The sequence below is a fragment of the Streptomyces sp. NPDC007157 genome (assembly GCF_040634235.1).
Classification (GTDB): Bacteria; Actinomycetota; Actinomycetes; order Streptomycetales; family Streptomycetaceae; genus Streptomyces.
Genome location: NZ_JBEYFE010000016.1, coordinates 40128 through 66321, shown reverse-complemented (window position 1 = coordinate 66321; position 26194 = coordinate 40128). Strand labels below are relative to the sequence as shown.

The following is a 26194-nucleotide window of genomic DNA, read 5'->3' as shown; positions in this document are numbered from 1 at the left end:
CCTTCGAGTTCGGTCGGCGCCATCAGCCTGCCACCCGCACCACCCGGCGTAACTACACGGTTACCCCACCCGGGTGACGGTCCGCCCGCTCTAGTCGTCGTCCCGCAGCCGCCGCCAGGCACGGGTGCGGTGCAGCACGTAGACGGCCCCGGCCAGGGCGACCAGCTGGAGGCCCACGGCGAGCAGCCAGAACTCGTCCCGGGTCTCCAGCCGGTCCGTCAGGAAGGTGAAGTTCATGCCGAAGAACCCGGTCAGGAACGACAGCGGCAGGAAGATCACCGACACGATGGCCAGCCGGTTGATCACGCCGTTCTGTTCGCCCGCGACCAGGGACGAGTAGCTGGCCAGGGCGCGGCGCGCGGCGTCCTGGAGGGACTCGATGTCCGTGCGGACCAGGCGGGCCGCGCGAGCGAACTCCTGGGCGAGGCGCTGCCGTTCGGCCGGGAAGTCGCTGCTCATCATCCGGCGGGTGACCACCTCGTCGACCGCCTGGAGGTAGGGCAGCAGCGAGTGGTGCAGGAGGGCGGCACGGCGGCGCAGCTGGGACAGCAGGTAGATCTGCTCGGGGTGCCGGTCCTCGAACATGGCGTCCTCCAGCTCCTCCACCTGGAGCAGCGCGTCCACCGTGGCACGGCGGAACGTCGCCAGCGCCTCCTGGAGCAGCAGGAACAGGGTGGCCACCGCGTCATGGGGCCGCTCCCGGCGCAGCTGCGCCCTCAGGCCCGGCGCGAGGACGGGCCGGCCCCAGTGGGCGGCCACCAGGAAGCGTTCGCCGGCCAGGGCGTGCACGTGGGTGACCCGGTCGTCGACGACCACGGGTACGACGAAACCCGCGACGTCCCCCAGGAACTCGGCCCGCGCCGACTCGTCCGGCACGCCGAACCAGTCCAGGTCCTCGTCGTCCAGACCGAGCCGCCGGGCCACCGACTCCTGCGCCGGGTCGGCCTCCTGCGGCAGTTGGACCCCGAGGATCAGGAACGGGTCCCCGGCGAGCCGCCGACGGGCCTCCGGCACGGAGATGCGCGTCGTGCCCCCGTCCGGCACCGACACCCTCGTTACGATCATCACCTCACCGCTGATCCCGTCAGCCACGGTCCCAGCGTCCGTGCGGTCCCCGGTCCGCGCACTCGGAAGCGCCCGGATGCCGGGCGGGGCGGCCACCAACGGGTGAGGGCCCGGCTCGCTCAGGCCACCGTGCGCAGCCCGCCCACCGCGACCGCCGTCCCCCGTACCACCCGGTGCGCGCAGGCCGCCGTCAGCAGTTCGCCCAGCAGATCGGGGTCGTCTATCTCCAGGTCGAGGAGGCTCTCGATGCGTTCCAGGCGCTGGTAGAGGGACTGGCGGCCGATGTGCAGGAGGGCGGCCGTGCGGGTCGGGGAGCAGCCATGGCGGAGGTGCACCTCCAGGGTGCGGACCAGGTCGCTGGCGTGGGCGGCCTCCCAGGCCAGCAGCGGGCCGAGGGTGTGCAGGACGAGGGCGGTGAGGCGTTCGCGGTTGGCGGCGATCCCGCCCCGGGTCAGCTCCCGTTCCAGGGCGAGGGCGCGGGCGGAGGTCACCAACGGGCCCTGCGCCGGGGCCGGTTCCGCGGGCGGCACGGTCAGCGCCAGTTCGAGGGTGGTGCGGGCCGCGCGCAGCGTCTCACTCCAGTGCAGCCAGCCGCCGCCCGCGTCGACGGCGTGCCCGACGGCGACGGTGAGCCCGGCGCCGGCGACCGTGCGAAAGACCTCCTGGACCGCGCGCACGGGGTCGCGAGAGCCGAGCCCCGCGCCGACGCCCGCCCCCGCCCCCGAACCGCTCCGGCTCACGCCCGCACCCGTGCCACCCCGACTCCCGCCCGCACCCGCACCGCCCCGGCCGACGCCCGCACCCGCACCGCTCCGGCTCACGCCCGCCCGGCCGCCGGCGCCCGGCAGTGCGACCAGCGCGAGTACGTCACCGGGGAACGCCGCCCGCATCGACCCCGCACCGCCCAGCAGCCGCACCGCCCGGTCCACGGCCCCGGTCTCCCGCGTCCCGTGCACCGACACCCCGATCAGCCGCGCCCCGGGCCCCGGATGGAACCCGGCGAGCGCCGAGCGGGCCTCCACCTCCGGCTGGTTCAGCGCGGCCCGGTCGGCCAGGTCGGCCAGCAGGGCCGCCGTGTGATCGTCGCCCCAGGGCCGCACCACCGCCCGCCCGGACAGTCCGCGCGCGACGATCGCCCGGTTGGCGGCCTCCGTGATCCGTACGAAGGGCACCACCCGGTGCAGGGCCAGCAGGGGCAGGCCGCGGGCGCGGGCCTCGTCGGTCACCTCGGGCGGCATGCTCGGCAGCGACCGGCCGACCTCCACCGCGAGCCCGGCCGCACCGCGCGCGGCCAGCTCACGGACGTAACGGCGGCGGACCTCGTCGCCGACGTCGGTCAGCCCGAAGCCGTTGGTGAGCAGCAGTTCGCCGCCGTCGAGGAAGTTGGCGCCCTCGTAGACCTCGCTGGAGTGCACCCAGCGGACCGGCCGGTCCAGGGCGTCCGCGCCGGCGAGCAGTTCGGGGCCGGCCGCCCGCACCGGGTCGAGGGCCAGGACTTCGCGGAGGGTGAGTGCGGGCACGGGGACCTCCAGGGGACGGGCACGGGCGCTGACATTTCGTCCTGCCGCGGGTTGCCCGGAGGGTACTTTCCGCACGTTGCCCTCGTGTTTCGGCCACAGGAGAGTGAAGACATGGATCAGCTGCAAGCACGGACCTGGCTCGCCACCGCCGTCGCCGAGGCCCGCGCCGGGCTCGCCGAGGGGGGCATCCCGATCGGCGCCGCCCTCTACGGCGCCGACGGCGCCCTGCTCGGCCGCGGCCACAACCGGCGGGTGCAGGACGGCGATCCGTCCCTGCACGCCGAGACCGCCGCCTTCCGCGCGGCGGGACGGCAGCGGTCGTACCGGGGCACCACCATGGTGACGACCCTGTCGCCGTGCTGGTACTGCTCGGGTCTGGTCCGCCAGTTCGGCATCTCCCGGGTCGTGATCGGCGAGGCGACCACCTTCCACGGCGGCCACGACTGGCTCGCCGAGCACGGCGTGGAGATCGTCCTGCTGGACGACCCGGAGTGCGTCGACGTGATGCGCGCCTTCATCAAGAACCATCCGGCCCTGTGGAACGAGGACATCGGCGATGAGTGACACGACCAGCACCGGCCCCGGACCCCGTATCCCCACCGTCGATCTGCGGCCCTGGCTCGACGGCGACGAGGACACCCGGCGGGAGGTCGCCCGGACCGTCGACGCGGCCCTGCGGACCGCCGGTTTCCTGCTCGTCACCGGGCACGGGGTCGACAGCGAGCTGCGCGACGCCGTACGGGCGGCCGCGCGGGCCTTCTTCGCGCTGCCGGCCGAGGTGAAGGCGGCCTACACGGCGAAGGTCGGCGGGCGTGGCTGGCTCGGGCCCGGCGCGGAGGCCAACGGCTACTCGGAGGGCACCGAGACCCCGCCCGACCTCAAGGAGTCGCTGACCTTCGCGACCCACGAGCCCTTCGAGGACCCGGTGACCAACGCGGAGTGGTACGCGCCCAACGTGTGGCCGGCCGAGGTGCCGGAGCTGCGGGCGGTCTGCGAGGAGTACCTGGAGAGGATGGGCGAGCTGGAGAAGACGCTGCTGGAGCTGCTGGGGTACGCACTCGGGCTCCGACGGGACTTCTTCTCCCGGCACATGGGCCATCCGACGTACGGCTTCAACATCAACTGGTATCCGGGGACCGAGGTCGTCGGCGAGCCCGAACCGGGGCAGTTCCGGATCGGGCCGCACACCGACTTCGGAACGGTGACCATCCTGGACCGGCAGGCGGGCAAGGGCGGGCTCCAGGTGTACACCGACGAGGGCGGATGGGAGGACGCGCCGTTCGACCCGGCCGCCTTCACCATCAACATCGGTGACCTGATGGCCCGTTGGACCGGCGACCGGTGGCGGTCCGGGCGGCACCGGGTGCTGCCGCCGCCCACGGACGCGCCGAACGAGGAGCTGATGTCCCTGGTCTACTTCGGCGAGTGCACCCCGGGCACGGTCGTCGAGTCGGTCCCGGCGCCGGTCGGCCGGGTGGCGTACCCGCCGGTCGACTCGCACGTCTACCTGCGGGAGAAGCTGGACTCCATCACGGTCGCCTGACCACCGTCGCGATCGACCGGCCACCGTCACGGCCGACCGGCCACTATCACGGCCGACCGACCACCGCCACGGCCGACCACCATCACGGCCGGCGGTGTCACTCCCGGTGCCGGTTTCGTAACCATACGGACATCACTCGGTCTGGCCCGAAGCAACTGCCTCTTCCTACACTTGCGTTGAAGGGGGACTGCCTTGCACAGACGGTTGCACGGGCGTGGGGCGCTGTTCGATGCGGAGCCGGCCGGGCTCATACCGAGGATCGTCGGGTTACGGCCGCACCAGCACCGTGCCCTTCCCCTCGAACACCCCGGCGAGCTGCCGTTCGTGGTGCTGACCGGGGCCCGGGGGCTCGGCAAGAGCGCGGTGCTCGGCGAGTTGCGGGACGCCTACAAGGGGCACACTCCGGTCGCGCTCGTCGACTGCGCGGAGGCGCAGTTCACGGCGCCGCCCGCGGAGCGGCCCGCCGAGTCCTGGTCGCCGGTCGCGCAGGCCCTGCTGGTCGTCGCCGAGCAGCTCGCCGAACCGGTGACGGGAGCCGGCCGGATCACCTTCCCGCGCCTCATGTCCGGGCTGGTCGCGGTGGCCGCCGGGGGCTGGGGCGACGCCGACTCGGAGCGGATCCGGCGCGAGGTGGAGCGGATCCTGCTGCTGAACGAGAGCGGCTCCTGGATCAGCGGGTTCGCCGGGCGGTGGGCCGGGAAGGTGGCCGCGAAGGTGGTCGCCGCCGCCACCGGCACCGGACCGCTGGTATCCGGCGCCATCGAGGCCACCCTGGAGTCGATCGCGGAGGGCTTCGCCAGCCGCCGGCACCAGAAGGCGTCGGTCTGGTACCGCACGTACCCCAACGCGGGCGGCCACGCACAGCGCGGACTGATCCTGCTGTCCGGGCACTTCCGGGCCGGCGGCACCTCACGGGAGCACGCCGAGCGCTATCTCGTACGGGCCCTGCTGGCCGACCTGACCGAGGCGTACAGCGGGGTACTGCCCCGGATGCAGCGGCTCGGCCGCCCGCTGGTGCTCATCGACGACGCGGGGACCGGGCCGGGTCCGGGCCTGCTGGACGCCGTACTGCGCGACCGCGCCGACGGGGTCGCCGACCAGGTGGCGTTCGTCGCCGGGCTGCGCGGCGACGGCCGGGAGCTGCTGCGCAACGGCGTACGACGGGAGCTCGCCGAGGTCGCCCGGCGCACCGAGTGGACACCGGACGCGGCCGTACCGTCCTCGCGGGCGCTGCTGGTGGCGTTACCGCCGCTCTCCCCCGACGACACCCTGCACCTCGTCGCCACCCCGGCCGCACCCCAGCTCCCGCACGCCGTGCACCGGCTGACCGGCGGGAACCCGCTGGGCATCGCCGTGCTCGCGGAGGCCGCGGCCCAGCACCCGGACCGGGCCGGCGCACTGGGCGACCTGCTCACCGCCGAGGTGGGCCTCACGGAAGACGGACCCACCGCCCCGGTCTACCGCGAACTCCTGGACCGGCTGGTCCCGCAGGACCGGCTCGACGAACTGACCGTGCTCGCCGCCGCGCACGACCACGACTCGGCGTGCGCCCTGGCCGCCGCGCTGCTCCCGGACGACTTCGGTCCGGCGGACGTACGGGCGTTGCAGAGCCGGCTGGCCGGGGAGGGGCTGCCGGTGGTGCCCGGGCAGTTCGTCGGCGATCCCTTCGTGCGGACCCTGCTGCTGCTCCGGCTGCATCTGCGCGACCCCGACCACGGCGGCTGGCGCACCGCCCACGAGACGCTGGTCGCCTACTACACGCAGGACCGCCCGGACGGGCAGGCCCGCTACCGGCTCCACCACCAACTGGCCCTGGGCCGCTCCGAGTCGGCGGTCGCCCACCTCCGCGACACCTTCCCGGTCCTGGACACCCGCGCCTGGCTGGGGACCCTGCGGTTCGTCGCCTCGGCGCCCTACTTCCACGCCCACGACGCCGAGGGCCGCGACTTCGCCGGGCACGGCGACCGGCGGGCGGCGGTGGCGCTGGGCCGCACGGACGCCGGACAGTCGGTGCCGGAGGGCGTGGATCCCGTCCTGCATCTGCGCGTCCGGCGGCTGCTGCACGCGGTGTGGCATCTGACCGATCCACTGGTGCTGCCCGACCCGAAGGTCGGCGACCGGCTCCGCTTCGAGCTGGAGCAGCTGTCCAACCTGCGCCCGGCCGGCAACGCGCTGCTGTGGCGGGCCTCCCGGGACTGGCCCGCGGCCGCGCTGGCGGGCCGTCCGCCCGCCGACCCGGAGGACGAAGAGGGCGACGACGAGCGGAGCGGGGTGGCGTGATGGCGCGGCGGGGCATGGGCACACGGTTGCGCGAAGGCGTCTGGGAGATCCCGCTGCGCCGCTATCTCGCCCTGCTGGTCACGGCGGGGCTGATCGCCGGCCTGGTGATCGGGGTGCGGGCGGCCGTTCACGACGACCGGTCCTGCGCGCCGGGGGTGGCCCGGCCCGAGGACAGCGACGAGTGCGTGGGCGTGGCGACGACGGCGTTCGACTTCGGGCACCCGCAGCTGCGGGCCACGGTCCGGGCGATCGCCCGGGAGAACGCCCGCCTCAGACCCGGGCGTTATGTGACGGTGGCGGTGATGCTGCCGTACACCGCGACGGCGGCGGCGAGCCTCGCCGACATCCAGCACGAGCTCCAGGGCGCCTACCTGGCCCAGTACCAGGCCAACCACGACTCCAACGGGGAGGCTCCGGCGATCCGGCTGGTGCTGGCCAACCCCGGCGCGACCAGCCAGTACTGGCAGGAGATGGTCGCACAGCTGGCCCGGATGACCGGCTCCACGGACCGGCTGCGGGCGGTGGCCGGGGTCGGGCAGAGCACCGACGACAACAAGAAGGCCGTCAAGGAGCTGACCCGGCTGGGGATCCCCGTCGTGGGCTCGTCGATCACCGCCGACGACCTCGCCAACGGACAGGGCGGCAAGGACCCCTACCCCGGTCTGGCGCGGGTGTCCCCGACCAACACCGACGAGGCCCGGGCGCTCGCCTCCTTCGCCAGGGTCGGTGCGGGCCGGGCGCTGCTGGTCTACGACAAGCCGGGCGACCCCTACACGCGGACGCTCCAGACGTCGTTCGCCGCGCTGATCAAGGGCTCGCCCTACGAGCCCCAGCCGTTCACACCGCCGGCCGACCGCAGCGAGGAGGGGACGACCGCGAACACGTTCCGGCAGATCACCAACCTGATCTGCGACACCTCGCGGTCGACCGACACGATCCTGTTCGCCGGCCGGCACACGCAGCTGCGGCAGTTCATCAACGCGCTGGGCGGACGGGGCTGCCAGGACCGGAGGTTCACGGTACTGACCGGGGACGAGGGGTCGTACCTCACCGGCGAGAAGGACCTGGACCGGGACGCGCTCCGGCACAATCTCTCGGTCCGGTACACCGCCCTCGCCCATCCGGACGCATGGGACAAGGGCAGCCCGAGGACGGGCGGTTCGGCGGCGGACATGGCGGCGCTGACACGGCTGCTGAAGAGCGCGGAGAAGTCCCCGGTGGGGCCGATCGGGTCGGTGGCCCTGGAGGACGGGCAGCTGATCATCGCGTACGACGCGACGCGGCTCGCGGTGCACGGCATTCGCGAGGCGGTGCCGGAGGGGAAGTCGGTGCCGACGCTCGCCGACGTGGGGTTGCAGTGGCCTCAGGTGAAGGGGTCGTTGCGGGTGGACGGGGCGAGCGGGTGGATCTGCCTGGACGCGCACGGGAATCCGTACGACAAGGCGGTGCCGGTGGTGGAGCTGCGGCCGGAGGGCGGGTCGCGGTTCGTGACGATCGCGTGGCCGGAGGGGAAGCCGCCGGGGGCGGAGTGCCTGCCGCCGTCGTAGGCGGCTAGGACAGCAGATCGGTCAGGCGTTCGAAACGGGTCCGCCAGGCCTGTTCCGTCGTCGCCTCTCCCTCGGACTCGTGGGTGAAGCGCAGGGCCGTGCCGGACTCGCCGTCCGGTTCCAGGTGGAAGCGGATTCGGCCGCCGGGGGCCACCGTGTACTCGGCGATCCGGTCGACGTCCCAGGCCGTCACCCTGCCCGTGCCCAGCTCACCGAGGGTGACCGTGCCGCCATGTCTCGGTTGCAGGACGTCGACCGGGGCGAGCCAGGCGGCCAGGCCCTCCGGGGTGGAGAGGCTCGGCCAGACCTGGCCCATGGGCCTCGGCAGTCGTATCAGCAGCTGAAGGACGGCCATGGCATCAGTGTCGCCCCTCGGCGGCTCACACGCCCGCGTAGGAGTGCTTGCCGGTGACGAAGATGTTGACGCCGTAGTAGTTGAACAGCCAGCAGCCGAAGGCGAGCATCGCCAGGTAGGCGGCCTTGCGGCCCTTCCATCCCGCGGTGGCCCGGGCGTGCAGGTAGCAGGCGTAGGCGACCCAGGTGATGAAGGACCAGGTCTCCTTGGGGTCCCAGTTCCAGTAGCGGCCCCAGGCACTGCCCGCCCAGATCGCGCCCGCGATGATCGTGAAGGTCCAGAGCGGGAAGACCGCCGCGTTGACGCGGTAGGCGAACTTGTCCAGCGAGGCCGATGCCGGCAGGCGCTCCAGGACCGAGGCGGCGAAGCGGCCGGGGGTGCCGCCGGTCTCCAGCTTGTTCTCGTAGGAGTCCTTGAAGAGGTAGAGGATCGTGGCGACCGCGCCGACGTAGAAGACCGCGCCGCAGAAGATGGCGGTGGAGACGTGGATGTACAGCCAGTACGAGTGCAGGGCCGGGACCAGCGGCTCGCTCGCCGTGTAGAGGACGGTGACCGCGAGCCCGAGGTCGAGCAGGACCGTGGTGATGAGGAAGAGGCCCATCCAGCGGACGTTCTTCTTCAGGGCCAGCAGCGAGAGGTAGATGGCGACGGCGACCGTGGAGAACGTGATGTTGAACTCGTACATGTTCCCCCACGGCGCCCGCTGCACGGAGGCCGCCCGGGTGATCACACCGGCGAGCTCCACCAGGAAGGCGAGGACCGTGAGGGAGATCGCGATCCGGCCGTAGAGGTCGCCCTGCTCGTCGCCGCCGTGGGCACCGGGACCGTCCGGCACGTCACGCGAGCCGGCCGCGGAGCGCACCACGATCTTCGGGCGTTCCAGTACGGCGGTGCCGCCGGCCTTCTTGACCGTGACCGCCGGCGCCTTCTTCGCCGCGCCCTCGGTGGTGAGCGCGTTGGCGGTCCGGGCGACCCGGCTGCGGCTGCCCAGCAGCCACTCGAAGATGTAGGCGAAGAAGGCCAACGTGTAGACGGCCATCGAGGAGTAGATGAGCGTGTTGCTCATGCTCGCGAGATGCTCGTTGGTCGCGGCGAGCGTGGTTGCGGCGGCGGAAGTCATCGCTTCTCAGCCCCTTCGGCAGGTACGGGGGATTCTGCGGAACGGTCGTCTTCGTCGGGGTCTGGAGCCCCCGGCGCCTGGTCGTAGAGGATTCCCGCGAGGTCGCCCAGCTCCTCGGGCACCTTCGCCGACTCGCTGCGGCCGAGGCCGGCCATCTCGACGACGGTGACGCCGTCCGGGCCCGGCACGGCCCGCACCCAGACACGGCGGCGCTGGATGAACAGCGAGGCGGCGAGACCGAAGATCGCGGTGAGGGCACCGCCCAGCGCCCAGCCACTGCCGGGTTCCTGGACGATCTCGAAGCCGGCCCATTCCTTGACGTCCTTCTCGAACGTCACGGAACCGGCGCCGTTCGGCAGCTGCATGGTCTGCCCGGGCTTGAGGTTGTCGCGCAGCTGCTGCCCCTTGGAGTCCTTGAACTCCTTCATATGGGTCTTGTCCAGCTGGTAGACGCTCTGCGGGATGCCCGAGTCGACGCCGAGGTCACCGTGGTAGGGGGTCAGGTTCAGCACCGGGTTCTCCAGCGCCGGGAACGTGGACAGGACCGAGGAGCCGCCGCCGTAGGTCGGCAGGAAGAACGCCGAGATGCCGAGCTGCTCACTGAGGCCCTGGGCGTTCTTGTAGCCGTCCATCACCTTGACCACGCCCTGGGAGGTGACGTTGGCGTCGAGCGGGAGCAGCGGCACGGCGTCGTGGTAGACCACGTTGCCCTTGCCGTCGCGGACCGTGATGACGGGGGCGTAGCCGTGGCTGACGAGGTAGACCTTGGCGTCGTCGATGTGCAGCGGCTCGTTCACCTTGATGGTGGTCCGCTTCGGCTTGCCGTAGGCGCCCTGGCTGTAGTCGATGTCCGCGCTGAACGTGACCGGCGTGCCCTTGCTGGGGCCGCTGGTCTGGTAGCTGGCGTGGAAGTTCTTCAGGTCGAAGCTGAACGGCACCAGGTCGTCGGTGGTGAACAGGGAGCCGGACTTGAAGTCGTCGTACTGGAGGATCGAGTTGGCGAACCCGTCGCCCTCGACGACCAGCTTGGTGCCGTCCGACTTGTACATCTGGCCGGAGGCGAACGCGATCAGCAGCACGATCAGCGCGATGTGGAAGGCGAGGTTGCCGAACTCGCGGACGTAGCCCTTCTCGGCGGCGACCGCGTCCTCGACCGGGTGGGCACGGAAGCGCCGCTTCTTCAGCAGCTTCAGCGCCGCCGCACGGACCTCCTCGGGCTCCGCCGTGGTCCGCCAGGTGGTGTACGCCGGGAGGCGGTTCAGCCGCTTCGGGGCGCCCGGCGGACGGCCACGCAGCTGGCCCACGAACTGCCAGGCGCGCGGGATGATGCAGCCGACGAGCGAGACGAACAGCAGGATGTAGATCGCCGAGAACCACACCGAGCTGTAGACGTGGAAGAGGCCGAGCCTGTCGTAGACCGGCGACAGCGTCTTGTGGGCCTTACGGAAGTCGTCGACCTTGGAGATATCGGCGCCGGACTGCGGGATCAGCGACCCGGGGATCGCGCCCAGCGACAGCAGCAGGAGCAGGAGCAGCGCGACCCGCATGGAGGTCAGCTGCCGCCAGAACCAGCGGGCCCAGCCGATGACCCCGATGCCGGGCACGATCGGCGGCTCGTCCTGGGAGGGCGCGGTGGACAGCTGCGAGCCGGCCGCGCCGAGTTCCTGATCGTCGGAGGCGTTCCTGGAAGTCGTACTCATCGATCAGATCCCTACAGTGAAGCCGTCGGACCAGCCCTGCATGTCCTGTACGAGGCTGTCCCAGGCCCCGGTCAGCAGCAGCACACCGGTCACGATCATCATCGTGCCGCCGATGCGCATCACCCAGACATAGTGGCGCTTGACCCAGCCGAAGGCGCCGAGCGCCTTGCGGAAGGCGACCGCGGTGAGCACGAAGGGCACACCGAGGCCGAGGCAGTACGCGACCGTCAGTATGGCGCCGCGGCCCGCGCTGCCCTGCTGGGCGGAGAGGGTCAGCACGGCGGAGAGCGTCGGGCCGATGCACGGCGTCCAGCCGATGCCGAACAGCGCGCCGAGCAGCGGTGCCCCTATCAGACCGGCCACCGGCCGCCGGTGGAAGCGGAACTCGCGCTGGGTGAACCAGGGCATCAGGCCCATGAAGAACACACCCATGGCGATCATCAGGGCCCCGAGCACCTTGCCGAGCGTGCCGGACTGTTCCTGGAGGTCCTGGCCGAAGTAGCCGAACAGGGCTCCGCCCGACACGAACACGGCGGTGAAGCCGAGCACGAAGAGCGCGGCGCCGGTGGCCATGCGGCCGCGCCGGGCCTCGGCGAGGTCGGTGCCGGCGACGCCCGTGACGTAGGAGAGGTAACCGGGTACGAGCGGCAGCACGCACGGGGAGAAGAAGGAGACGAGTCCGCCGAGCAGCGCGATCGGCAGCGCGAGCAGCAGCGCGCCGTTCATGACGGTCGTGTTCGGTCCGTCTGTCACGGCCGCGACCGTGAGGAGTGCGCTCACGTCACTTCTCCGCGACGACCGGCTTGAGCATCTTCAGCAGGTTCTCCTCGCTGAGCGCCGCCAGCGAGCGCGCCGCGACGTTGCCCTGCCGGTCGAGGACCAGGGTGGAGGGGATGGCCTGCGGGTTGAGCGTGCCCTTCTTGAAGCGGAGCATCAGCTTGCCCGTCGGGTCGTACAGGCTCGGGTAGCCGATGCCGTTCTGCTTCTCGAAGGCGACCGCGGAACCGGTGCTGGTGTCGCGGGTGTTGATGCCGACGAACTGGACGCCCTTGCTCGCGTACTCCTTGGAGACGGAGGCGAAGTAGGGCGCCTCGGCGCGGCACGGGCTGCACCAGGAGCCCCACACGTTGATGACGACGACCTTGCCCTTGTAGCTCGCGACGTCCAGCGTGCTGCCGTCGATCGTCTTGCCGGACAGGTCGGGGGCCGCCGCGCGGTGGCCCTTCGCGACCGTGTCGATGCCGTCCTTGCCGGTGACGAAGTTGGTGTTGCCGCCTCCGCCGGAGGTGCCGCCGTTGCCGCACGCGGACAGGGTCAGGGCCGCCGCGGCGGCCATGGCGCCTAGCAGGACGGCGCGGCTACGGGTACTCATGTGAAAAGTTTCGCATGCCCGTTCTGAGGATCTTGCGCACCCCCCTCGGTCCGGGAAACGCCCGTTTCAGGCCGCGGTCCCCTGCTGGAGGAATCCCTTCCAGCCCCCCGTCGGGCGCTGCCCCACGTCCAGCGTGCGGAGCTTCGCCAGGACCTCCGGCTTCTGTACGTCCATCCAGTCCACGAACTGGCGGAAGGAGACCATGCGGACGTCGGCGCCCTTCTCCTTCTCGCGGGCGATGTGCTTGAAGGCCTCCTCGACGGAGTCCATGTAGATGCCGCCGTTCCACTGCTCGAAGTGGTTGCCTATGAAGAACGGCGCCCGGTTTGTCGTGTACGCCCGCTCGAATCCGGCTATGTACGACTGTGCGGACTGCCGCCGCCAGCCCGGGTAGTTGTAGGCGGGGGCCTTCGTCGAGTTCACCGACTGGTTGGCGAGCATGTTGTAGTCCATGGACAGGACCTCGAAGGAGTGACCGGGGAACGGTATCTGCTGGAGGGGCAGGTCCCAGATGCCCAGCTTCTTGTCCGGCCAGGTCTGGCGGCCGCCGGGCGAGGAGGCGTCGTAGCGCCAGCCGAGCTCGCGGGCGGTGGGCAGCAGGTTGTTCTGGCCGAGGAGGCAGGGGGTGCGGCCGCCGACCAGTTCCTTGTCGTAGTCGAAGGGCAGGGACGGCAGGTCGGTCCAGCCGCTGTTGGTCCGCCACTCCTTCACGAACCCCTTGGCCTGGTCTATCTCGCTGCGCCACTGCTTGGGCGTCCAGTTGCCGACCGTGCCGTAGCCGCCGCAGAAGTGCCCGTTGAAGTGGGTGCCTATCTCGTGCCCTTCGAGCCAGGCGCGGCGGACGTTGGTGAGCGTCGCCCTGATGTGCTCGTCGGTGAGGTAGCCGATGTCGGAGGCGCCACGGGGGTTGTTCGGCGGGTTGTACAGCCGCTTCTTCGACTCCGGGAGGAGATAGAGACCCGAGAGGAAGAAGGTCATCGACGCGCCGTGCTCCTTGGCCAGATCCAGGAAGCGCGGGAAGAGGCCGTTGCCGACCTCGCCGGCGCCGTCCCAGGAGAAGATCACGAACTGCGGCGGGGTCTGGCCGGGCTCCAGCGGCTCGGGGGCGCCGGGCTGGTGGGGCTGCTTGCCGCTGTTCGAGGTGGAGCCGTCACCGAGGGGGCGGGCGGTGGGCTCGGGCTTTCCGGAGGGCTTCCCGCTGGAACCGCCGGCATGGGTGGTGCCGTCCGACGATGTGTGAGTGGTCCCGCAGCCGGCGAGGCCCAGTCCGGCCGCGGCGCCCGCACCGGCGCCGAGCATTCCCCTTCGGGTGAAGGTCCGCATGGTTCCCCGATTCGTCGCATCCTCTGGTGGTCACCCAGTCAGAGGGCGCGACGAACGATCGGGTTCCTTCACTTCTTCGCTGTTTCAAGCCGAATGTGACGAAGAGGCGGATAAGTACCGTATGCCATGGGGGTCTTACGCCCCGAAGGCCTTGTCCTTCCCCTTCACCGGCTTGGCACCGGCGCGGAGGTGGACCGGGACGAGGTCGATGGCCGGCTCGCTGTACCCGACGGAAACGATCCTGTCCCCCTCGTATGTGAAAGTCGTCAGGGAGGCGAGCGTGCACTGCCGCTTGCGCGGGTCGTGCCAGAGCCGGCGCTTCTCGACGTACGACCGCAGGATCCAGATCGGCAGCTGATGGCTGACCAGCACCGCCTCATGACCGCGCGCCTGGTCCCTGGCCGCGTCCAGCGCGCCCTTCATCCGGACGACCTGGTCGACGTACGGCTCGCCCCAGGACGGCCGGAACGGGTTGACCAGGTACTTCCAGTTGGCGGGCTTCTTCAGCGCCCCGTCACCGACACCGAAGGTCTTGCCCTGGAAGATGTTCTCCGCCTCGATGAGCCGCTCGTCGGTGGCGAGGTCGAGACCGTGCGCCTTGGCGATCGGGGTGGCGGTCTCCTGCGCCCGCTCCAGCGGCGACGCGACTACGTACGTCACGTCCCGCGAGGAGAGGTGCTCGGCGACCCGGTCGGCCATCTGCCGGCCGAGCTCGGAGAGGTGGTAGCCGGGAAGTCTGCCGTACAGCACCCCATCGGGGTTGGCGACCTCGCCGTGCCGCATCACATGGACGACGGTGATGTCCTGCTGCTCGCTCATGCTGCCGTGGCCTCCGCGGCCGCTCGGGCCGCCGCCGGGAGGGCGTCGGCGATCTTCTGGATGGCCCGCTCGTCATGGGCCGTGGAGACGAACCAGGACTCGAAGGACGACGGCGGCAGGTAGACGCCGTCGGAGAGGAGGGAGTGGAAGAAGGCGGTGAACCGGAAGGACTCCTGGCCCCGCGCGTCCTCGTAGTTCCGCACCGGACGGTTGGTGAAGAACACGGAGAACATGTTGGAGGCGTGCTGCACCTGGTGCGCCACGCCCTCCTTGCTGAGCGCCTCGGTGACCAGCGCCTGGATCTGCGCGGAGACGGCGTCCACCTTCTCGTACGCCGCGTCGTCGAGCAGCCGCAGCTGGGCCAGCCCGGCGGCGGTGGCGACGGGGTTCCCGGAGAGGGTGCCCGCCTGGTAGACGGGCCCGGCCGGGGCGAGGTGCGCCATGATGTCCTCCCGCCCGCCGAAGGCGGCGGCCGGGAAGCCGCCCCCCATCACCTTCCCGAAGGTCATCAGGTCCGGCACCACCCCGTCGATCCCGAACCACCCGGCCCGGCTCGTCCGGAACCCGGTCATGACCTCGTCGGAGATGTACAGGGCGCCGTGCCTCTGACAGGTGTCCCGGACGCCCTGGTTGAACCCGGGCGCGGGCGGCACGACGCCCATGTTGCCCGGCGAGGCCTCGGTGATCACACAGGCGATCTCCCCGGGGTGCCGGTGGAAGGCCTCCTGCACGGCTTCGAGATCGTTGTACGGCAGCACGATCGTGTCCGCGGCCTGGGCGCCGGTGACACCGGGGGTGTCGGGCAGCGCGAAGGTCGCCACCCCTGACCCGGCCGCGGCCAGCAGCGAGTCGACGTGACCGTGGTAACACCCGGCGAACTTGATCACCTTGCTGCGCCGGGTGAAGCCGCGGGCCAGCCGGATGGCGCTCATGGTGGCCTCGGTGCCGCTGCTGACGAGCCGCACCTGCTCCAGGGGCTCGATCCGGGCGACCATCTCCTCCGCGAGGGCGACCTCGCCCTCGCCGGGCGTACCGAAGGAGGTACCGCGGGAGACGGCGTCCTGGACGGCGGCGATGACCTCGGGGTGGGAGTGCCCGAGGATCATCGGTCCCCAGGAGCAGACGAGGTCGACGTACTCGCGGCCGTCGGCGTCGGTGAGGTAGGCCCCCTTGCCGGAGACCATGAAGCGGGGGGTCCCGCCGACGGCACGGAAGGCACGCACCGGGGAGTTCACGCCGCCGGGCGTGACCGCGGAGGCGCGGTCGAAGAGCGCCTGTGAGGCGGGCGCGTCGTAGGGATAGGGCGTTTCGCTCTGGGCGCTCATGAGGTGCGGCTTCTCCGGCTTCTCGGACTCCGGTTGCTGGGTGACCTCCTCAGGGTAGGCGGAGGAGGGTGCTCTGCTCGCAGCGACGGTGGGCTTCGCGGGGCGCGGGGGGTGGCCGCCGCGGCGACCTGGGCGGCCCTCGCGCCGCCTCCGTACGCCTCGGTACGGCCTCCGTAACACCCTCGTACCCGCCTCCGTACGCCTCGGTACGGCCTCCGTACCGCCCTCGTACCCGCCCTCCATACGCCTCGGCACGGCCTCCGCACCACCCTCGTACCGCCCTCGTACGGCCTCCGCGCGACGCGGACGGCGGACCCTGTGGCAGTCACGGGGGTCTTCTCACGGCGGAAGTCGGCGGAAGTCAGCGGTCCCCGCGCGGTGCCCGGGGCATCTGCGAGACTGTGACCCGATACACCCAGCTCATCCGGTACATAGCCGGCCGGAGGCTGTAAAGATCCTGCGGACTGATGTTTCGACGCACGTTTCGGCGGGCGGCCGTGGGGGAGGTCACTGACACGATGATCGGGTTGCGCGGCGGGGGCCACGCGTCCTAGAAAAGCAGTCGGGTGGAGATATGCATCGCGGTGGCGGACTGGGCGAGGGGACTGATGACCTGGGTCCTCGACGTGCCCGGCGGGGAAGGCACCGACGCGACGCGGAGGAAGCGGCTGAGGCAGCACGTCAGGAACAGGGCGGCGTACCGAGTGAGTCCGAGCGGCGCGACCGACGTATCGATCAGTGGGACCAGATGGCCCGGCGGATCGATCGCGGAATCGACCGTCTCGAGAGCGGGAGCAGGAATGGTGGTCGGGTGGGGGTGACGTACAAATACTTCGGCGCACCGGACGGCGCGACCGCGGCCCGGGTCCCGATCTCGATGCGCCCCGAGGAACTCGGCGGCGACGAGCTCGGCATGAACGGCATGTTCACGAAGATCAAGCCGGAGACCATGGCCGCGATGGTGCTGACGGGCATCGAAGGCGTGCCTCTGAACAAGGTGCCACCCCTGGAGCTGGTCGTCCTGCACCCGGACTACGCGGTGGTCAAGCTCCCCATGACGGTCGTCGACCCGCTGCGCGGCATAGGCGAGGAAGCGGTCGGCGCGGCCGCCTTCATCTGGTCGACGGTCCCGGACCGAGGCGGCCCGAGGGACGCGTTCAACGTGTACCAGCTGCTGCACGAGTGGCAGGACTTCAGCCATCGGTTGCATGAGGCGGGGCATCAGCCTTATTGCCTGGTGTGGCCCTGAACTGGGGTTTCTTGCAGACTTGGCGGGGTTTTCGGATCCCGCCTTTTTCATGTCCCTGGAGGGGCCGTCAGGCGGCCGAGCGGGCCATTCCTGCGGCCAGGGGCGTCTGTCACGGCCGGCCGTCGGCGGTGGGAACGCCTACTCCGCCGAGGACGGTGAGGTCGGTGCGGTGCGGTGGGGACGACAGCAGCGCGAGGACTTCTGCGGGGCGGGGACCGTCGGCGGGTGGCGGAGCGGCAAGGGCGGCCTGCGCACTGGTGTCGTCCTGCCAGACCTCGGTGACGTGTACCGTGTCCGGGTCTGCTGTGTCCTGGCTGATCAGGTAGATCTCACAGCCGGGGAAGCCGTGCAGCCTTTCCGCGACCCTCAGCAGAACGGCGGCGAGTTCGCCGCCCCTGCCCGGATGCGCGGTCATGGTCATCAGTCTGCCGATCATGTTCAGACCAGAGTGGTGATGCAGAACGGGTGGCCGGCGGGGTCCAGCAGGACCCTCCACCGGTCGGGCTGGGGCTGGGTCGGGGCCTCGACAGCGCCCAGGGCCAGCAGGTGAGCCTGCGCGGACTCCAGGTCGTCGACGCCCAGTTCGATGTGGGCCTGCTTCTCCTGGGAAGGGTCCGGCCAGGTGGGACGCCTGTAGTCGGTCAGCCGATTGAACCCCAGTCCGGCCGAGCCCTCCTGGCCGAGCAGGATGAAGTCGTCGCTGGAGTAGGCGACGGGCAGGCCGAGGGCATCGCCGTAGAAGCGGGCCAGTTCGGCGGGGTCCGGGCAGTCGAAAGTGACGGCTGAGTAGCGGATCGCGGGTGCGGACGGGTTTCCAGTGCTCATGAGGAAGACGTTATGACGGGACCAGGACAGATTCGGTCCTGGTCATGCGGGACACTTCGGAACGTGATCAGCACATCCGCCCGTCTGCTGCGACTGGTCTCGCTGCTGTCCGCGCGGCCGTCGTGGACCTGCCGCGAGCTGGCCGACCGGATGACCGTCACCGAGCGCACGGTGCGGCGGGACATCGCCAGGCTCCGAGAACTCGGCTACGGAGTCGAGTCCGACCCCGGGCCATGGGGCGGTTATCACCTCCGCGCCGGAGCACGGGTGCCGCCGTTGATCCTCGATGACGAAGAGGCACTCGCCGTGGCCGTCGCGCTGCGCGAGGCCGCGCTCAGCGGCGTTCTCGGCGGCGACCAGGCCGCGTTGTCCGCTCTGCTGAAACTGCGTCAGGTTCTGCCACGCCGGATCGCGGACCGGCTGGGCGAGATGGACGCCGCCTTTGTTCACACCACAAGGCTCGACGAGCCGCAGATCGCGCCCGGCATGCTGCTGGAATTGGCCGGCGCGTGTCTCCGGGGCGAGCGCAGCCGCCTGTCCTACCGCGATCGGGAAGGGGAGGCCACGGTCCGGGACGTCGACCCGTACCGCCTGGTGCACACGGGACGCCGTTGGTACTTCGTCGCCCGGGACGTGACGCGGGACGAGTGGCGTACCTTCCGGGCCGACAGGGTCGGCCGGATACAGCCGACAGGGCGCCAGGTGGAACTCATCGACCCACCTGACCCGGCTCTGCTTGTTTCCCGCTCCATAGCGACGGGCGCCTACCCGCTCTATGTGACGATCCGCCTCCCTCTGCCCGTGGAGCAGGCGCTTCGGCTGATCCCGCCGACGGTCGGTACCCACCGCCCGGAGGGCAGCGACGCCACGATCGTCGACATCGGCGGCCCCGACGCGGACGGGCTCGCCAAGTACCTCCTCAGCCTGGCCACACCGCTGCGGGTCCTGTCACCGGACGACGTGCGGACAGCGCTGCTGCGCCGTACCCGGGAACTGTTCGAGGACAACGTGAACGGTCAGCCCCGGTAGGGAGACGCTGCACGAGGCATTCAAGAAAGCTGAGCTTCGAGTTCGGCGACACGCCTGTCGAGAAGGCGGTTGTTCTCGCGCGCCCCCTTCAACCGGTCTTCCAGCAGGTAGGCGTACGTCCGAGCAGTCCCAGCGGTACACGTGTACAGGTACGCGTCCGCCAGGTCGAAGACTCCTGTTGCCGGGGGCGGAGCCGGGGCCGGAACGCCCCGCGTGGTCAGGGCGTCAGCACGGTGACTCCCTCCGGCGCCGTCACCTGGGCCGTTCCGTCTGCCGTCACCGTGACGTCCAGCCGGCCCCCGTCGACCTGGAGTCCGTTCACGGTCAGCGGACCGTAGTTGCGGGCGAAGGTGGGAGCCACCGTGACCGTGCCGCCCGGGACGTCCGCGTTCAGGCCGAGGGCCGCCCGGAGCATCAGGACCGAGGACGCCGCCGCCCATGCCTGGGGCCTGCAGGACGCGGGGTAGGGGGCGGGCCCGGTACCCGCCTCTCTGCCGTGGCCGGCGAAGAGTTCGGGCAGGCGCGCGTCGAAGGACGCCGATGCCGTCAGCAGGCCGTCGGCCAGGGAGGCGGCGGCGTCGGGGAAACCAGCCCGTACCAGGCCGTGCACGGCGATCGCGGTGTCGTGCGGCCAGATCGAACCGACGTGGTAGCCGTAGGGGTTGTAGCCCACGGCTTCGCCGCTCAGCGTGCGCAGACCGTACCCCGAGTCGAGGTCGGACCCGGTGAGCCTGGCGGCCAGCAGCGCGCTCTCCTCCGCGTTGAGCAGGCCCGTGCCGAGCAGGTGGCCGAAGCCGGAGGTGACCGAGTCGACCGGTCGGCCGTCGCCGTCCAGTGCCACCGCCGGGTACGGGCCCTTCTCGTCCCGCACCCAAAAGCGCTCGCGGAAGCGGGTGGCGAGCCGGTCCGCCCAGTCCTCCCAGTCGTCCGCACCCGGGCGGCCGAACGCGCGCAGCAGTGCGGCTCCGGCCCGGGCCGCCTCATAGGCGTACGCCTGCACCTCGCACAGCGCGATCGGCGGGTGGGCGCGGCGGCCGTCGCGGTAGCGGATGGCGTCGTCGGAATCCTTCCAGCCCTGGTTGGACAGGCCGTGGCCACCGGTCTGGTCGACGTACTGGAGGAATCCGTCGGTGCCTGCCGCGTCCCGCAGCCACGCGAGCGCCGCCTCGGCGTGCGGCAGCAGTTCCTCGACCTCGGCCGGTGCCATGCCCCAGCGCCAGGCGTCGTGGAGCAGACTGATCCACAGCGGCGTGGCGTCGACCGTGCCGTAGTACACCGGCGGGAGGGAGAGCCGGTCCCCCAACTGGAGCGTGGCGCGGCGCACTTCGTGCAGGATCTTGCCCGGCTGCTCCTCCGTGGCCGGGTCCGAGGCGGAGCCCTGGCGGCGGGCGAGCGTGCGCAGGGTGCCGGCGGCGAGGTCCGTGCCGAGCGGGAGAAGCATGCGGGCGGCCCAGAGCGCGTCGCGGCCGAAAAGGGTCAGGAACCAGGGGGCGCCGGCGGCCAGGAACTGGTCCGGGTGGTCCGGGTCGGATGACTGGCGGTCCGTCAGACGCAGGCGGTCCAGGTCGGCAAGGGACTGGGACAGCCACTGGTCGAAGTGACGGTCCGAGCTGTCCAACATGGGGACGCGCCAGGGCAATCGGTCCGCGGGCGGGGCCGGGAACTGGTCGCCGTCCGCGTAGGCCGCCGTACAGGTCAGTGTCACGCTCCACGAGGTACCGGGCTTGAGCTCGACGTCGTAGCACAGTTCGCCCGTCGGCACCTCAAGCGCGTCCGGCGCAGGGTCGGCGGTCAACCGTACGGTGAAGTCGTCCGCGGACCAGGTCAGTGCGATGGTGCCGTCGTCCGCGACCTGCGCCGGTGCCTCTTCGATGACGTGCCCCGACTTGACCTGTTCCATGGTGGCGAGGTCGGTCCCGGCGCTCACCGTGAGCCGGAAGCGGACGTGTTCGCCGCCCGCGTTGGTGACCTCGAAGACCTCCTCGAACCGGCCGTCGGCGGTGCTGCGGCGGCGGTGCAGGGTGACGGCAGGGTCGGGTGTCACCTCGCCGAGGCCGCGCAGGATCGCCCGGAAGCCGGCGCGGTCGGCGCCGCGCAGGCCGCCTTGGACCGGGGCCAGGGCGATGCCCTCGGCCCTGGCGGTGAGCCGGGACAGGACTCTGCGGTCGCCGTGGTAGAAGCCGTCCGCACCTCCGCTGAGCTGCCCGTCCGCACGCGAGATCGCGAGGCTCGGCGCGTGCAGCGTGACGACCGCGTCATGCAGGAACGGCTGCAGGCCGCCGGTCGCGGACGGAGGCGTCGTGACCGGGCCGTTGGTGTCCTGGGTCTTGACAGTGGTGTCCAAGGAAGTAGAACCTCTCAGCGTTGGATCGTTCAAAAAACACTAAGTCAGATGTCAGAGCGATGACAACGGGTTTGGAACGCTAAAACCAACACGACATCTCCTCAGCAGGTCTCAGCAAGTCGGAGAGCCGCATGCCCCGCTCCAGCAGAAGTTCCTCGGCCAAGGGTGGCCAGGTGACCCTCGCGATGGTCGCCGCCCGGGCCGGGGTCTCCCCGCAGACCGTCTCGAACGCGATCAACTCGCCGGACATGCTGCGGCCCGAGACCCTGGAACGGGTCCGCCGCGTGGTCGACGAGATGGGCTACCGCCCCAGCCGCGCCGCACAGACGCTCCGCACCCGCTCCAGCAGGCTGATCGGCTACGGCATCCAGCCCGGCCCGGCCAGCTCCCCGGTCCTGGACCGGTTCCTGCACGCCCTGTCGCAGGCCGCCGACGAGGCCGGCTACCGGATCCTGCTGTTCGCCTCCCCACCCGGCCTCCCGTCCCTGGACGGGTACGAGGAACTCCTCGACCAGCACGAGGTCGACGGCTTCGTCCTCAGCGGCACCGAGCACGGCGACCCGCGCCAGGCATGGCTGGCCAAGCGCGGGGTGCCGTTCGTCGGCTTCGGGCGTATGTGGTCGGGACGGCAGATCGGCGACTGGGTCGACGTCGACGGCGCCTCGGGCACGGACGCCGCCGTCGAGCACCTGGTCTCCCTCGGACATCGCAGGATCGCCTTCCTGGGCTGGGAGCGCGGCTCCTCCGCCGCCGGTGACGACCGCGCCGAGGGCTGGCAGCGGGCCATGCGCCGGCACGGCCTGCCGGTCCGCGGGCGGCGCGCGCAGAGCGTGAACGAGATCGACGCGGCCCGCACCGCCGTGCAACCGCTCCTGGACGGGGGCGCGACCGCCGTGGTCGCGGCCAGCGACATGCTGGCGCTCGGCTGCTACCAGACGCTGCGCGAGCGCGGCGCCACCCCCGGCCGGGACGTGGCCGTGGTCGGCTTCGACGACTCGCCGACCGCCGAGATCCTCTACCCCGCCCTGACCTCGGTGGCCCAGCCGCTGGAGGAGGTCGGCCGGGAGTGCGTACGGCTGCTGCTGGCCCGGATCGGCGCGCCCGACGCGGCGCCGGAGCGTCTGCTGCTGGAGCCGTCGCTGGTCGTGCGCGACAGTGTCCGCGCGCCGGGCGGCGGCGAGGCGACGGAGACCGCCTTAGCCGAGTAGCGAACCGCCTCGGTCCTTCGGCGAACGCCTCGATCTTTTGGCCGCCGCCGACGCCTCAACCGGGCAGCGACCCGCCGGGCACTTGACCCGCCCCGGCTCCGTGTCGCCCCAGAAACGTCCCTCCCCTCCTCCCCCACCCCGGGCCCGCGTCCCCGCGTCGACCGGGTGGAGCCGCACGCAACACCCGTAACCATCGGAGGATTTCCATGGTCAACCGTCCGGCCGCCACGGCCCTCGTCACCTGCGCGGTGCTGCTGGCCGCCACCGGCTGCTCGTCGAGTTTCGACAGCGGCGACAAGACAGCCCAGGACAGCAGTTCCAAGCAGCACCTGACCGTGCTGATAGCCAGCTCCGGCGACGCGGAGACCAAGGCCGTCAAGGACGCGGCGGCCGCGTACGCGAAGGAGTCCGGCAACACGGTGACCGTGGACGTCGCCAAGGACATCAACCAGCAGCTCGCCCAGTCCTTCGCCGGGCACAAGCCGCCGGACGCCTTCTACGTCAACTCCGACCAGTTCGCCAACTACGCCAAGGCCGGCTCCCTTTACCCGTACGGCGACCAGGTCGAGGACGCGGACGACTTCTCCGCGCAGCTGCGGACCTCGTTCACGTACGACGGGAAGCTGGTGTGCCTGCCCAAGGACACCTCCACGCTCGGCCTCGCGATCAACACGGACCTGTGGAAGAAGGCCGGGCTGACCGACAAGGACTACCCGACCACCTGGGCCCAGCTGAAGACGGTCTCGGCCAAGCTGACCTCCGGCAAGGTCACCGGGCTGGTCGTCAACGGTGAGTACGCGCGGCTCGGCGTCTTCATGAAGCAGGCAGGCGGCTGGATCACCGACGCCGACCAGACGAAGATGACCGCCGACAGCACGCAGAACGCCCAGGCTCTCTCCTACGTGCAGTCCCTGCTGAAGTCGGGTTCGCTGAAGTTCGCCAAGCAGGTCGACACCAACTGGGGCGGCGAGGCCCTCGGCACCGGCAAGGCCGCCATGACCGTCGAGGGCAACTGGCTCACCGGCGGCATGAAGGCCGACTACCCGAACGTGAAGTACAAGGTGGTCCCGCTGCCCGCCGGCCCGTCCGGCAAGGGCACGCTCGCCTTCAGCCAGTGCTGGGGCGTGGCCCAGGACAGCGCCCACCGGGCCGCGGCCGTGGACCTGGTCAAGTACCTCACCACCAGCGCGGAGCAGGTGAAGAACGCCGCCGCCTTCGGCGTGATGCCGTCCCGCACCAGCGCCCAGGCCGAGTACGCGAAGGAGAATCCTTCCGCCAGGGCCTGGGTGGACGGCAGCGCCTACGCGCAGGGTCCGGTGACCATCGCCGGCTTCGACAAGGTCCTCACCCAGTTCAACACCGAGCTCGCGGCGCTGACCACCACCGATCCGAAGAAGATCCTCGCCGACCTGCAGAGCAACGGCGAACAGGCCCTGACGAAGGGCGACTGAGCCGCCATGCCTCCCCGTGACACCACACCTACGGTGACAGGCGGCACCTTCCAGACGGCCGACCTGCAGGGCGCACCTGACGCGCCCGGCGGGTCCGGCCCGGCCGCGGCGCCCCGCACCAGGCCCGCCCCGCGTGTGGGGCGCCGTGGCGAAGGGACCTGGGGCTGGCTGTTCGTCAGCCCCATGGTGATCGTCCTGGGCCTCTTCCTGGTCCTGCCGATCCTGATGGCCCTGTGGGTCAGCCTGCTGCACTGGGACGGCCAGTCCAACCCGTTCAGCGGGCACGCCGAGTTCGTCGGCCTCGACAACTACCGGGCCCTGCTCACCCAGAACGGCCTCGACCGCACCCTGTTCGCCACCGCCCTGCGCAACAACCTCTACTACGTGCTGCTGACCGTGCCGCTCCAGACCGTCCTGGCGCTGGGCCTGGCGCTGATCGTCAACCAGCGGATGCTGCGCGGCCGTAGCGCCCTGCGCACCGTGTTCTTCTTCCCCTCGGTGACCAGCTCGATCGCGGTCTCCACGGTCTTCCTCTTCCTGTTCCAGGGCAGCGGCGCGGTCAACACCCTGCTGTCCTGGCTCGGGTTGAAGGGCCCGAACTGGTTCAACGACCCGCGCGGGGTCCTCTCCCTCCTGCTCGGCGGCCTCGGCCTCGTCGACCCCGACAAGCCCTCGGGCGCCCTGGCCCAGCACTCCTTCATGGGGCTGTCCTGGTTCGACTGGCTGTCCGGACCGTCCGTCGCGATGTGCACGATCATCCTGCTCGCGGTGTGGACGACCTCCGGCACCTTCATGCTGATCTTCCTCGCGGCGCTCCAGAACATCCCCCGGGAACTGGAGGAGTCGGCCGCCATCGAGGGCGTCAACCGCTTCCAGATGCTGCGCCACGTGACGCTGCCCGCCCTGCGGCCCGTCCTCTTCCTCGTCCTCACCCTCGGCCTGATCTCCACCTGGCAGGTCTTCGACCAGGTGTACGTCATGAGCCAGGGCGCCCCCGGCAACACCACCCTCACCCCGGCCTTCCTGTCGTACTCGACCGCCTTCGACGACGCCAACTACGGGCAGGGCGCGGCCATCGCGTTCCTCCTGCTCGCCCTGATCCTGACCATGACCGCCCTGCAACGCCTCGCGCTCCGCGAGCGCGGCGCCCACCGCCCCCGGAGGAAGCGATGACCGCCAAGTCCACGCCGGTCCGGACGAAGGTCGAGTCCGTGCCGGTCCCGGCGAAGGCCCGGTCACGAGGGCTTCCCGTACTCGGCCGCTTCCCGCCGGCGCTACGGGTCCTCGGATACACGGCCGTGGTGGCGGTCGGTCTGCTGTACCTCATGCCGTTCGTGATCCAGCTCGTGACCGGATTCAAGACGGACCCGGACGCGGCGGCCCACCCCCTCGGCCTGCTCCCCACCACCCCGACAACCGCCGCCTACCAGCGCCTGTTCGGACTCAGCAAGGCCGGCGAGGGCGTGCCGTTCCTGCGCTGGCTGGGCAACTCGACGTTCATCGCGGTAGTGGTCACCGCGGGACGGGTCCTCTTCGACTCGATGGCGGGGTACGCGCTGGCCCGGCTTCGATTCCGGGGCCGCGCCGTGCTGTTCGGCTTCGTCCTCGCTGTCATGGCGGTGCCCGGCGTGGCCCTGCTGATCCCGAGGTTCCTGGTCCTCAACACGCTCGGACTCTTCGACACCTACACCGGCATGATCCTGCCGCTGATGGTGGACGCGGCCGGCATCTTCATCATGAAGCAGTTCTTCGAGTCGATCCCCCGCGAAGTGGAGGAAGCCGCACGCGTCGACGGCGCCGGAGTCTTCCGCATCTTCTGGTCGATCGTCCTGCCCATGGCCCGCCCCGCCCTGCTCACCCTCACGATCCTGTCCTTCCAGGGCTCGTGGAACGAGTTCACCCACTTCCTCGTGGCCACCCAGTCCAGCCAGTACGAGACCCTCACCACCGGCCTCGCCCGTCTGGTCTCCGGCGGCCTGGGCGGCGGCACCCAGTACCCCCTGAAACTGGCGGCGGCCCTGCTGTCCACCCTCCCCGTCGCGGCCCTGTTCTTCTGCTTCCAGCGCTACTTCGTGCAGGACGCGAACGCCGGAGCGGTCAAGGATTGACTTGCTCCTCG

General features: G+C 71.0%; 23 protein-coding genes. 10 read left to right on the top strand and 13 right to left on the bottom strand.

Translation table 11 applies throughout. The features are described 5' to 3' along the window. Positions 1 to 90 precede the first annotated feature (90 nt). Together ABZ642_RS27125 and ABZ642_RS27120 are read right to left on the bottom strand one after the other, a co-directional pair. Positions 91 to 1092 carry a CorA family divalent cation transporter gene (locus ABZ642_RS27125; protein ID WP_360489052.1) on the bottom strand — a complete coding sequence of 334 codons (1002 nt, stop codon included), beginning with the start codon at positions 1090 to 1092 and terminating at the stop codon, positions 91 to 93. Between the two features lie 92 nt (positions 1093 to 1184). Further along, complete coding sequence (locus ABZ642_RS27120; RefSeq protein ID WP_360489051.1) at positions 1185 to 2585, bottom strand: PucR family transcriptional regulator; 1401 nt, start codon at positions 2583 to 2585, stop codon at positions 1185 to 1187. A gap of 111 nt (positions 2586 to 2696) precedes the next feature. Between ABZ642_RS27120 and ABZ642_RS27115 the strand changes: the two genes are divergently transcribed. The 4 genes from ABZ642_RS27115 to ABZ642_RS27100 all read left to right on the top strand — a co-directional run bounded on the left by ABZ642_RS27115 (position 2697) and on the right by ABZ642_RS27100 (position 7955). Beyond that, on the top strand, positions 2697 to 3149 hold the full coding sequence (locus ABZ642_RS27115) for a nucleoside deaminase (protein ID WP_360489050.1): 453 nt from the start codon (positions 2697 to 2699) through the stop codon (positions 3147 to 3149). Further along, positions 3142 to 4128 carry a 2-oxoglutarate and iron-dependent oxygenase domain-containing protein gene (locus tag ABZ642_RS27110; protein WP_360489049.1) on the top strand — a complete coding sequence of 329 codons (987 nt, stop codon included), beginning with the start codon at positions 3142 to 3144 and terminating at the stop codon, positions 4126 to 4128. The genes ABZ642_RS27115 and ABZ642_RS27110 overlap by 8 nt, the downstream gene beginning before the upstream one ends. Positions 4129 to 4320: 192 nt before the next feature. Next, the gene (locus ABZ642_RS27105) at positions 4321 to 6408 is read left to right on the top strand and encodes a hypothetical protein (protein WP_360489048.1); all 2088 of its coding nucleotides are present in this window, start codon (positions 4321 to 4323) and stop codon (positions 6406 to 6408) included. Then, positions 6408 to 7955, top strand: coding sequence for a hypothetical protein (locus ABZ642_RS27100; RefSeq protein WP_360489047.1), 1548 nt, complete (start codon positions 6408 to 6410; stop codon positions 7953 to 7955). The genes ABZ642_RS27105 and ABZ642_RS27100 overlap by 1 nt, the downstream gene beginning before the upstream one ends. A 4-nt stretch (positions 7956 to 7959) precedes the next feature. Here ABZ642_RS27100 and ABZ642_RS27095 read toward each other — a convergent pair whose 3' ends face one another. The 8 genes from ABZ642_RS27095 to hemL form a co-directional block, all read right to left on the bottom strand. After that, on the bottom strand, positions 7960 to 8310 hold the full coding sequence (locus tag ABZ642_RS27095; RefSeq protein ID WP_360489046.1) for an SRPBCC family protein: 351 nt from the start codon (positions 8308 to 8310) through the stop codon (positions 7960 to 7962). Positions 8311 to 8335: 25 nt separating this feature from the next. Continuing rightward, positions 8336 to 9430: a c-type cytochrome biogenesis protein CcsB gene (gene ccsB, locus ABZ642_RS27090; protein ID WP_360489045.1), complete on the bottom strand. Its 1095-nt coding sequence runs from the start codon at positions 9428 to 9430 to the stop codon at positions 8336 to 8338. Beyond that, entirely contained in the window at positions 9427 to 11130 is a 1704-nt protein-coding gene (locus ABZ642_RS27085) for a cytochrome c biogenesis protein ResB (RefSeq protein ID WP_360489044.1), read from the bottom strand. Before ABZ642_RS27085 ends, ccsB begins: the two co-directional genes overlap by 4 nt. Positions 11131 to 11133: 3 nt before the next feature. Then, entirely contained in the window at positions 11134 to 11910 is a 777-nt protein-coding gene (locus ABZ642_RS27080; RefSeq protein WP_360489043.1) for a cytochrome c biogenesis protein CcdA, read from the bottom strand. Position 11911: 1 nt separating this feature from the next. Next, positions 11912 to 12502: a TlpA disulfide reductase family protein gene (locus ABZ642_RS27075; protein ID WP_360489042.1), complete on the bottom strand. Its 591-nt coding sequence runs from the start codon at positions 12500 to 12502 to the stop codon at positions 11912 to 11914. 66 nt (positions 12503 to 12568) lie between these two features. Further along, on the bottom strand, positions 12569 to 13825 hold the full coding sequence (locus tag ABZ642_RS27070) for a hypothetical protein (RefSeq protein WP_360489041.1): 1257 nt from the start codon (positions 13823 to 13825) through the stop codon (positions 12569 to 12571). A gap of 135 nt (positions 13826 to 13960) precedes the next feature. Further along, a complete protein-coding gene (locus ABZ642_RS27065) occupies positions 13961 to 14644 on the bottom strand; it encodes a histidine phosphatase family protein (RefSeq protein ID WP_360489040.1) in 684 nt (227 codons plus the stop codon). Then, positions 14641 to 15969 carry a glutamate-1-semialdehyde 2,1-aminomutase gene (gene hemL, locus ABZ642_RS27060; protein WP_360489039.1) on the bottom strand — a complete coding sequence of 443 codons (1329 nt, stop codon included), beginning with the start codon at positions 15967 to 15969 and terminating at the stop codon, positions 14641 to 14643. Before hemL ends, ABZ642_RS27065 begins: the two co-directional genes overlap by 4 nt. 574 nt (positions 15970 to 16543) lie before the next feature. On the opposite strand from hemL, the gene ABZ642_RS27055 reads away from it, so the two are divergent. After that, positions 16544 to 17218, top strand: a complete 675-nt coding sequence (locus tag ABZ642_RS27055) for a hypothetical protein (RefSeq protein WP_360489038.1) — start codon at positions 16544 to 16546, stop codon at positions 17216 to 17218. Positions 17219 to 17327: 109 nt separating this feature from the next. Here the strand turns inward: ABZ642_RS27055 and ABZ642_RS27050 are convergent, their stop codons facing one another. Further along, positions 17328 to 17654: an antibiotic biosynthesis monooxygenase family protein gene (locus ABZ642_RS27050; protein ID WP_360489037.1), complete on the bottom strand. Its 327-nt coding sequence runs from the start codon at positions 17652 to 17654 to the stop codon at positions 17328 to 17330. Between the two features lie 2 nt (positions 17655 to 17656). Further along, on the bottom strand, positions 17657 to 18043 hold the full coding sequence (locus ABZ642_RS27045) for a VOC family protein (RefSeq protein WP_360489036.1): 387 nt from the start codon (positions 18041 to 18043) through the stop codon (positions 17657 to 17659). Between the two features lie 63 nt (positions 18044 to 18106). Between ABZ642_RS27045 and ABZ642_RS27040 the strand changes: the two genes are divergently transcribed. Beyond that, positions 18107 to 19072, top strand: a complete 966-nt coding sequence (locus tag ABZ642_RS27040) for a WYL domain-containing protein (RefSeq protein ID WP_360489035.1) — start codon at positions 18107 to 18109, stop codon at positions 19070 to 19072. Between the two features lie 217 nt (positions 19073 to 19289). On the opposite strand, the gene ABZ642_RS27035 is transcribed toward ABZ642_RS27040, so the two are convergent. Further along, positions 19290 to 21416: a glycogen debranching N-terminal domain-containing protein gene (locus tag ABZ642_RS27035; protein WP_360489034.1), complete on the bottom strand. Its 2127-nt coding sequence runs from the start codon at positions 21414 to 21416 to the stop codon at positions 19290 to 19292. 131 nt (positions 21417 to 21547) lie between these two features. On the opposite strand from ABZ642_RS27035, the gene ABZ642_RS27030 reads away from it, so the two are divergent. From ABZ642_RS27030 to ABZ642_RS27015, 4 genes are all read left to right on the top strand, one after another. Continuing rightward, positions 21548 to 22624 carry a LacI family DNA-binding transcriptional regulator gene (locus ABZ642_RS27030; protein WP_360489033.1) on the top strand — a complete coding sequence of 359 codons (1077 nt, stop codon included), beginning with the start codon at positions 21548 to 21550 and terminating at the stop codon, positions 22622 to 22624. A gap of 206 nt (positions 22625 to 22830) precedes the next feature. Beyond that, complete coding sequence (locus ABZ642_RS27025; protein WP_360489032.1) at positions 22831 to 24075, top strand: extracellular solute-binding protein; 1245 nt, start codon at positions 22831 to 22833, stop codon at positions 24073 to 24075. A 33-nt stretch (positions 24076 to 24108) separates the two neighbouring features. Next, the gene (locus tag ABZ642_RS27020; protein ID WP_360489031.1) at positions 24109 to 25248 is read left to right on the top strand and encodes a sugar ABC transporter permease; all 1140 of its coding nucleotides are present in this window, start codon (positions 24109 to 24111) and stop codon (positions 25246 to 25248) included. Further along, positions 25245 to 26183, top strand: a complete 939-nt coding sequence (locus ABZ642_RS27015; RefSeq protein ID WP_360489030.1) for a carbohydrate ABC transporter permease — start codon at positions 25245 to 25247, stop codon at positions 26181 to 26183. Before ABZ642_RS27020 ends, ABZ642_RS27015 begins: the two co-directional genes overlap by 4 nt. Positions 26184 to 26194 lie beyond the last annotated feature (11 nt).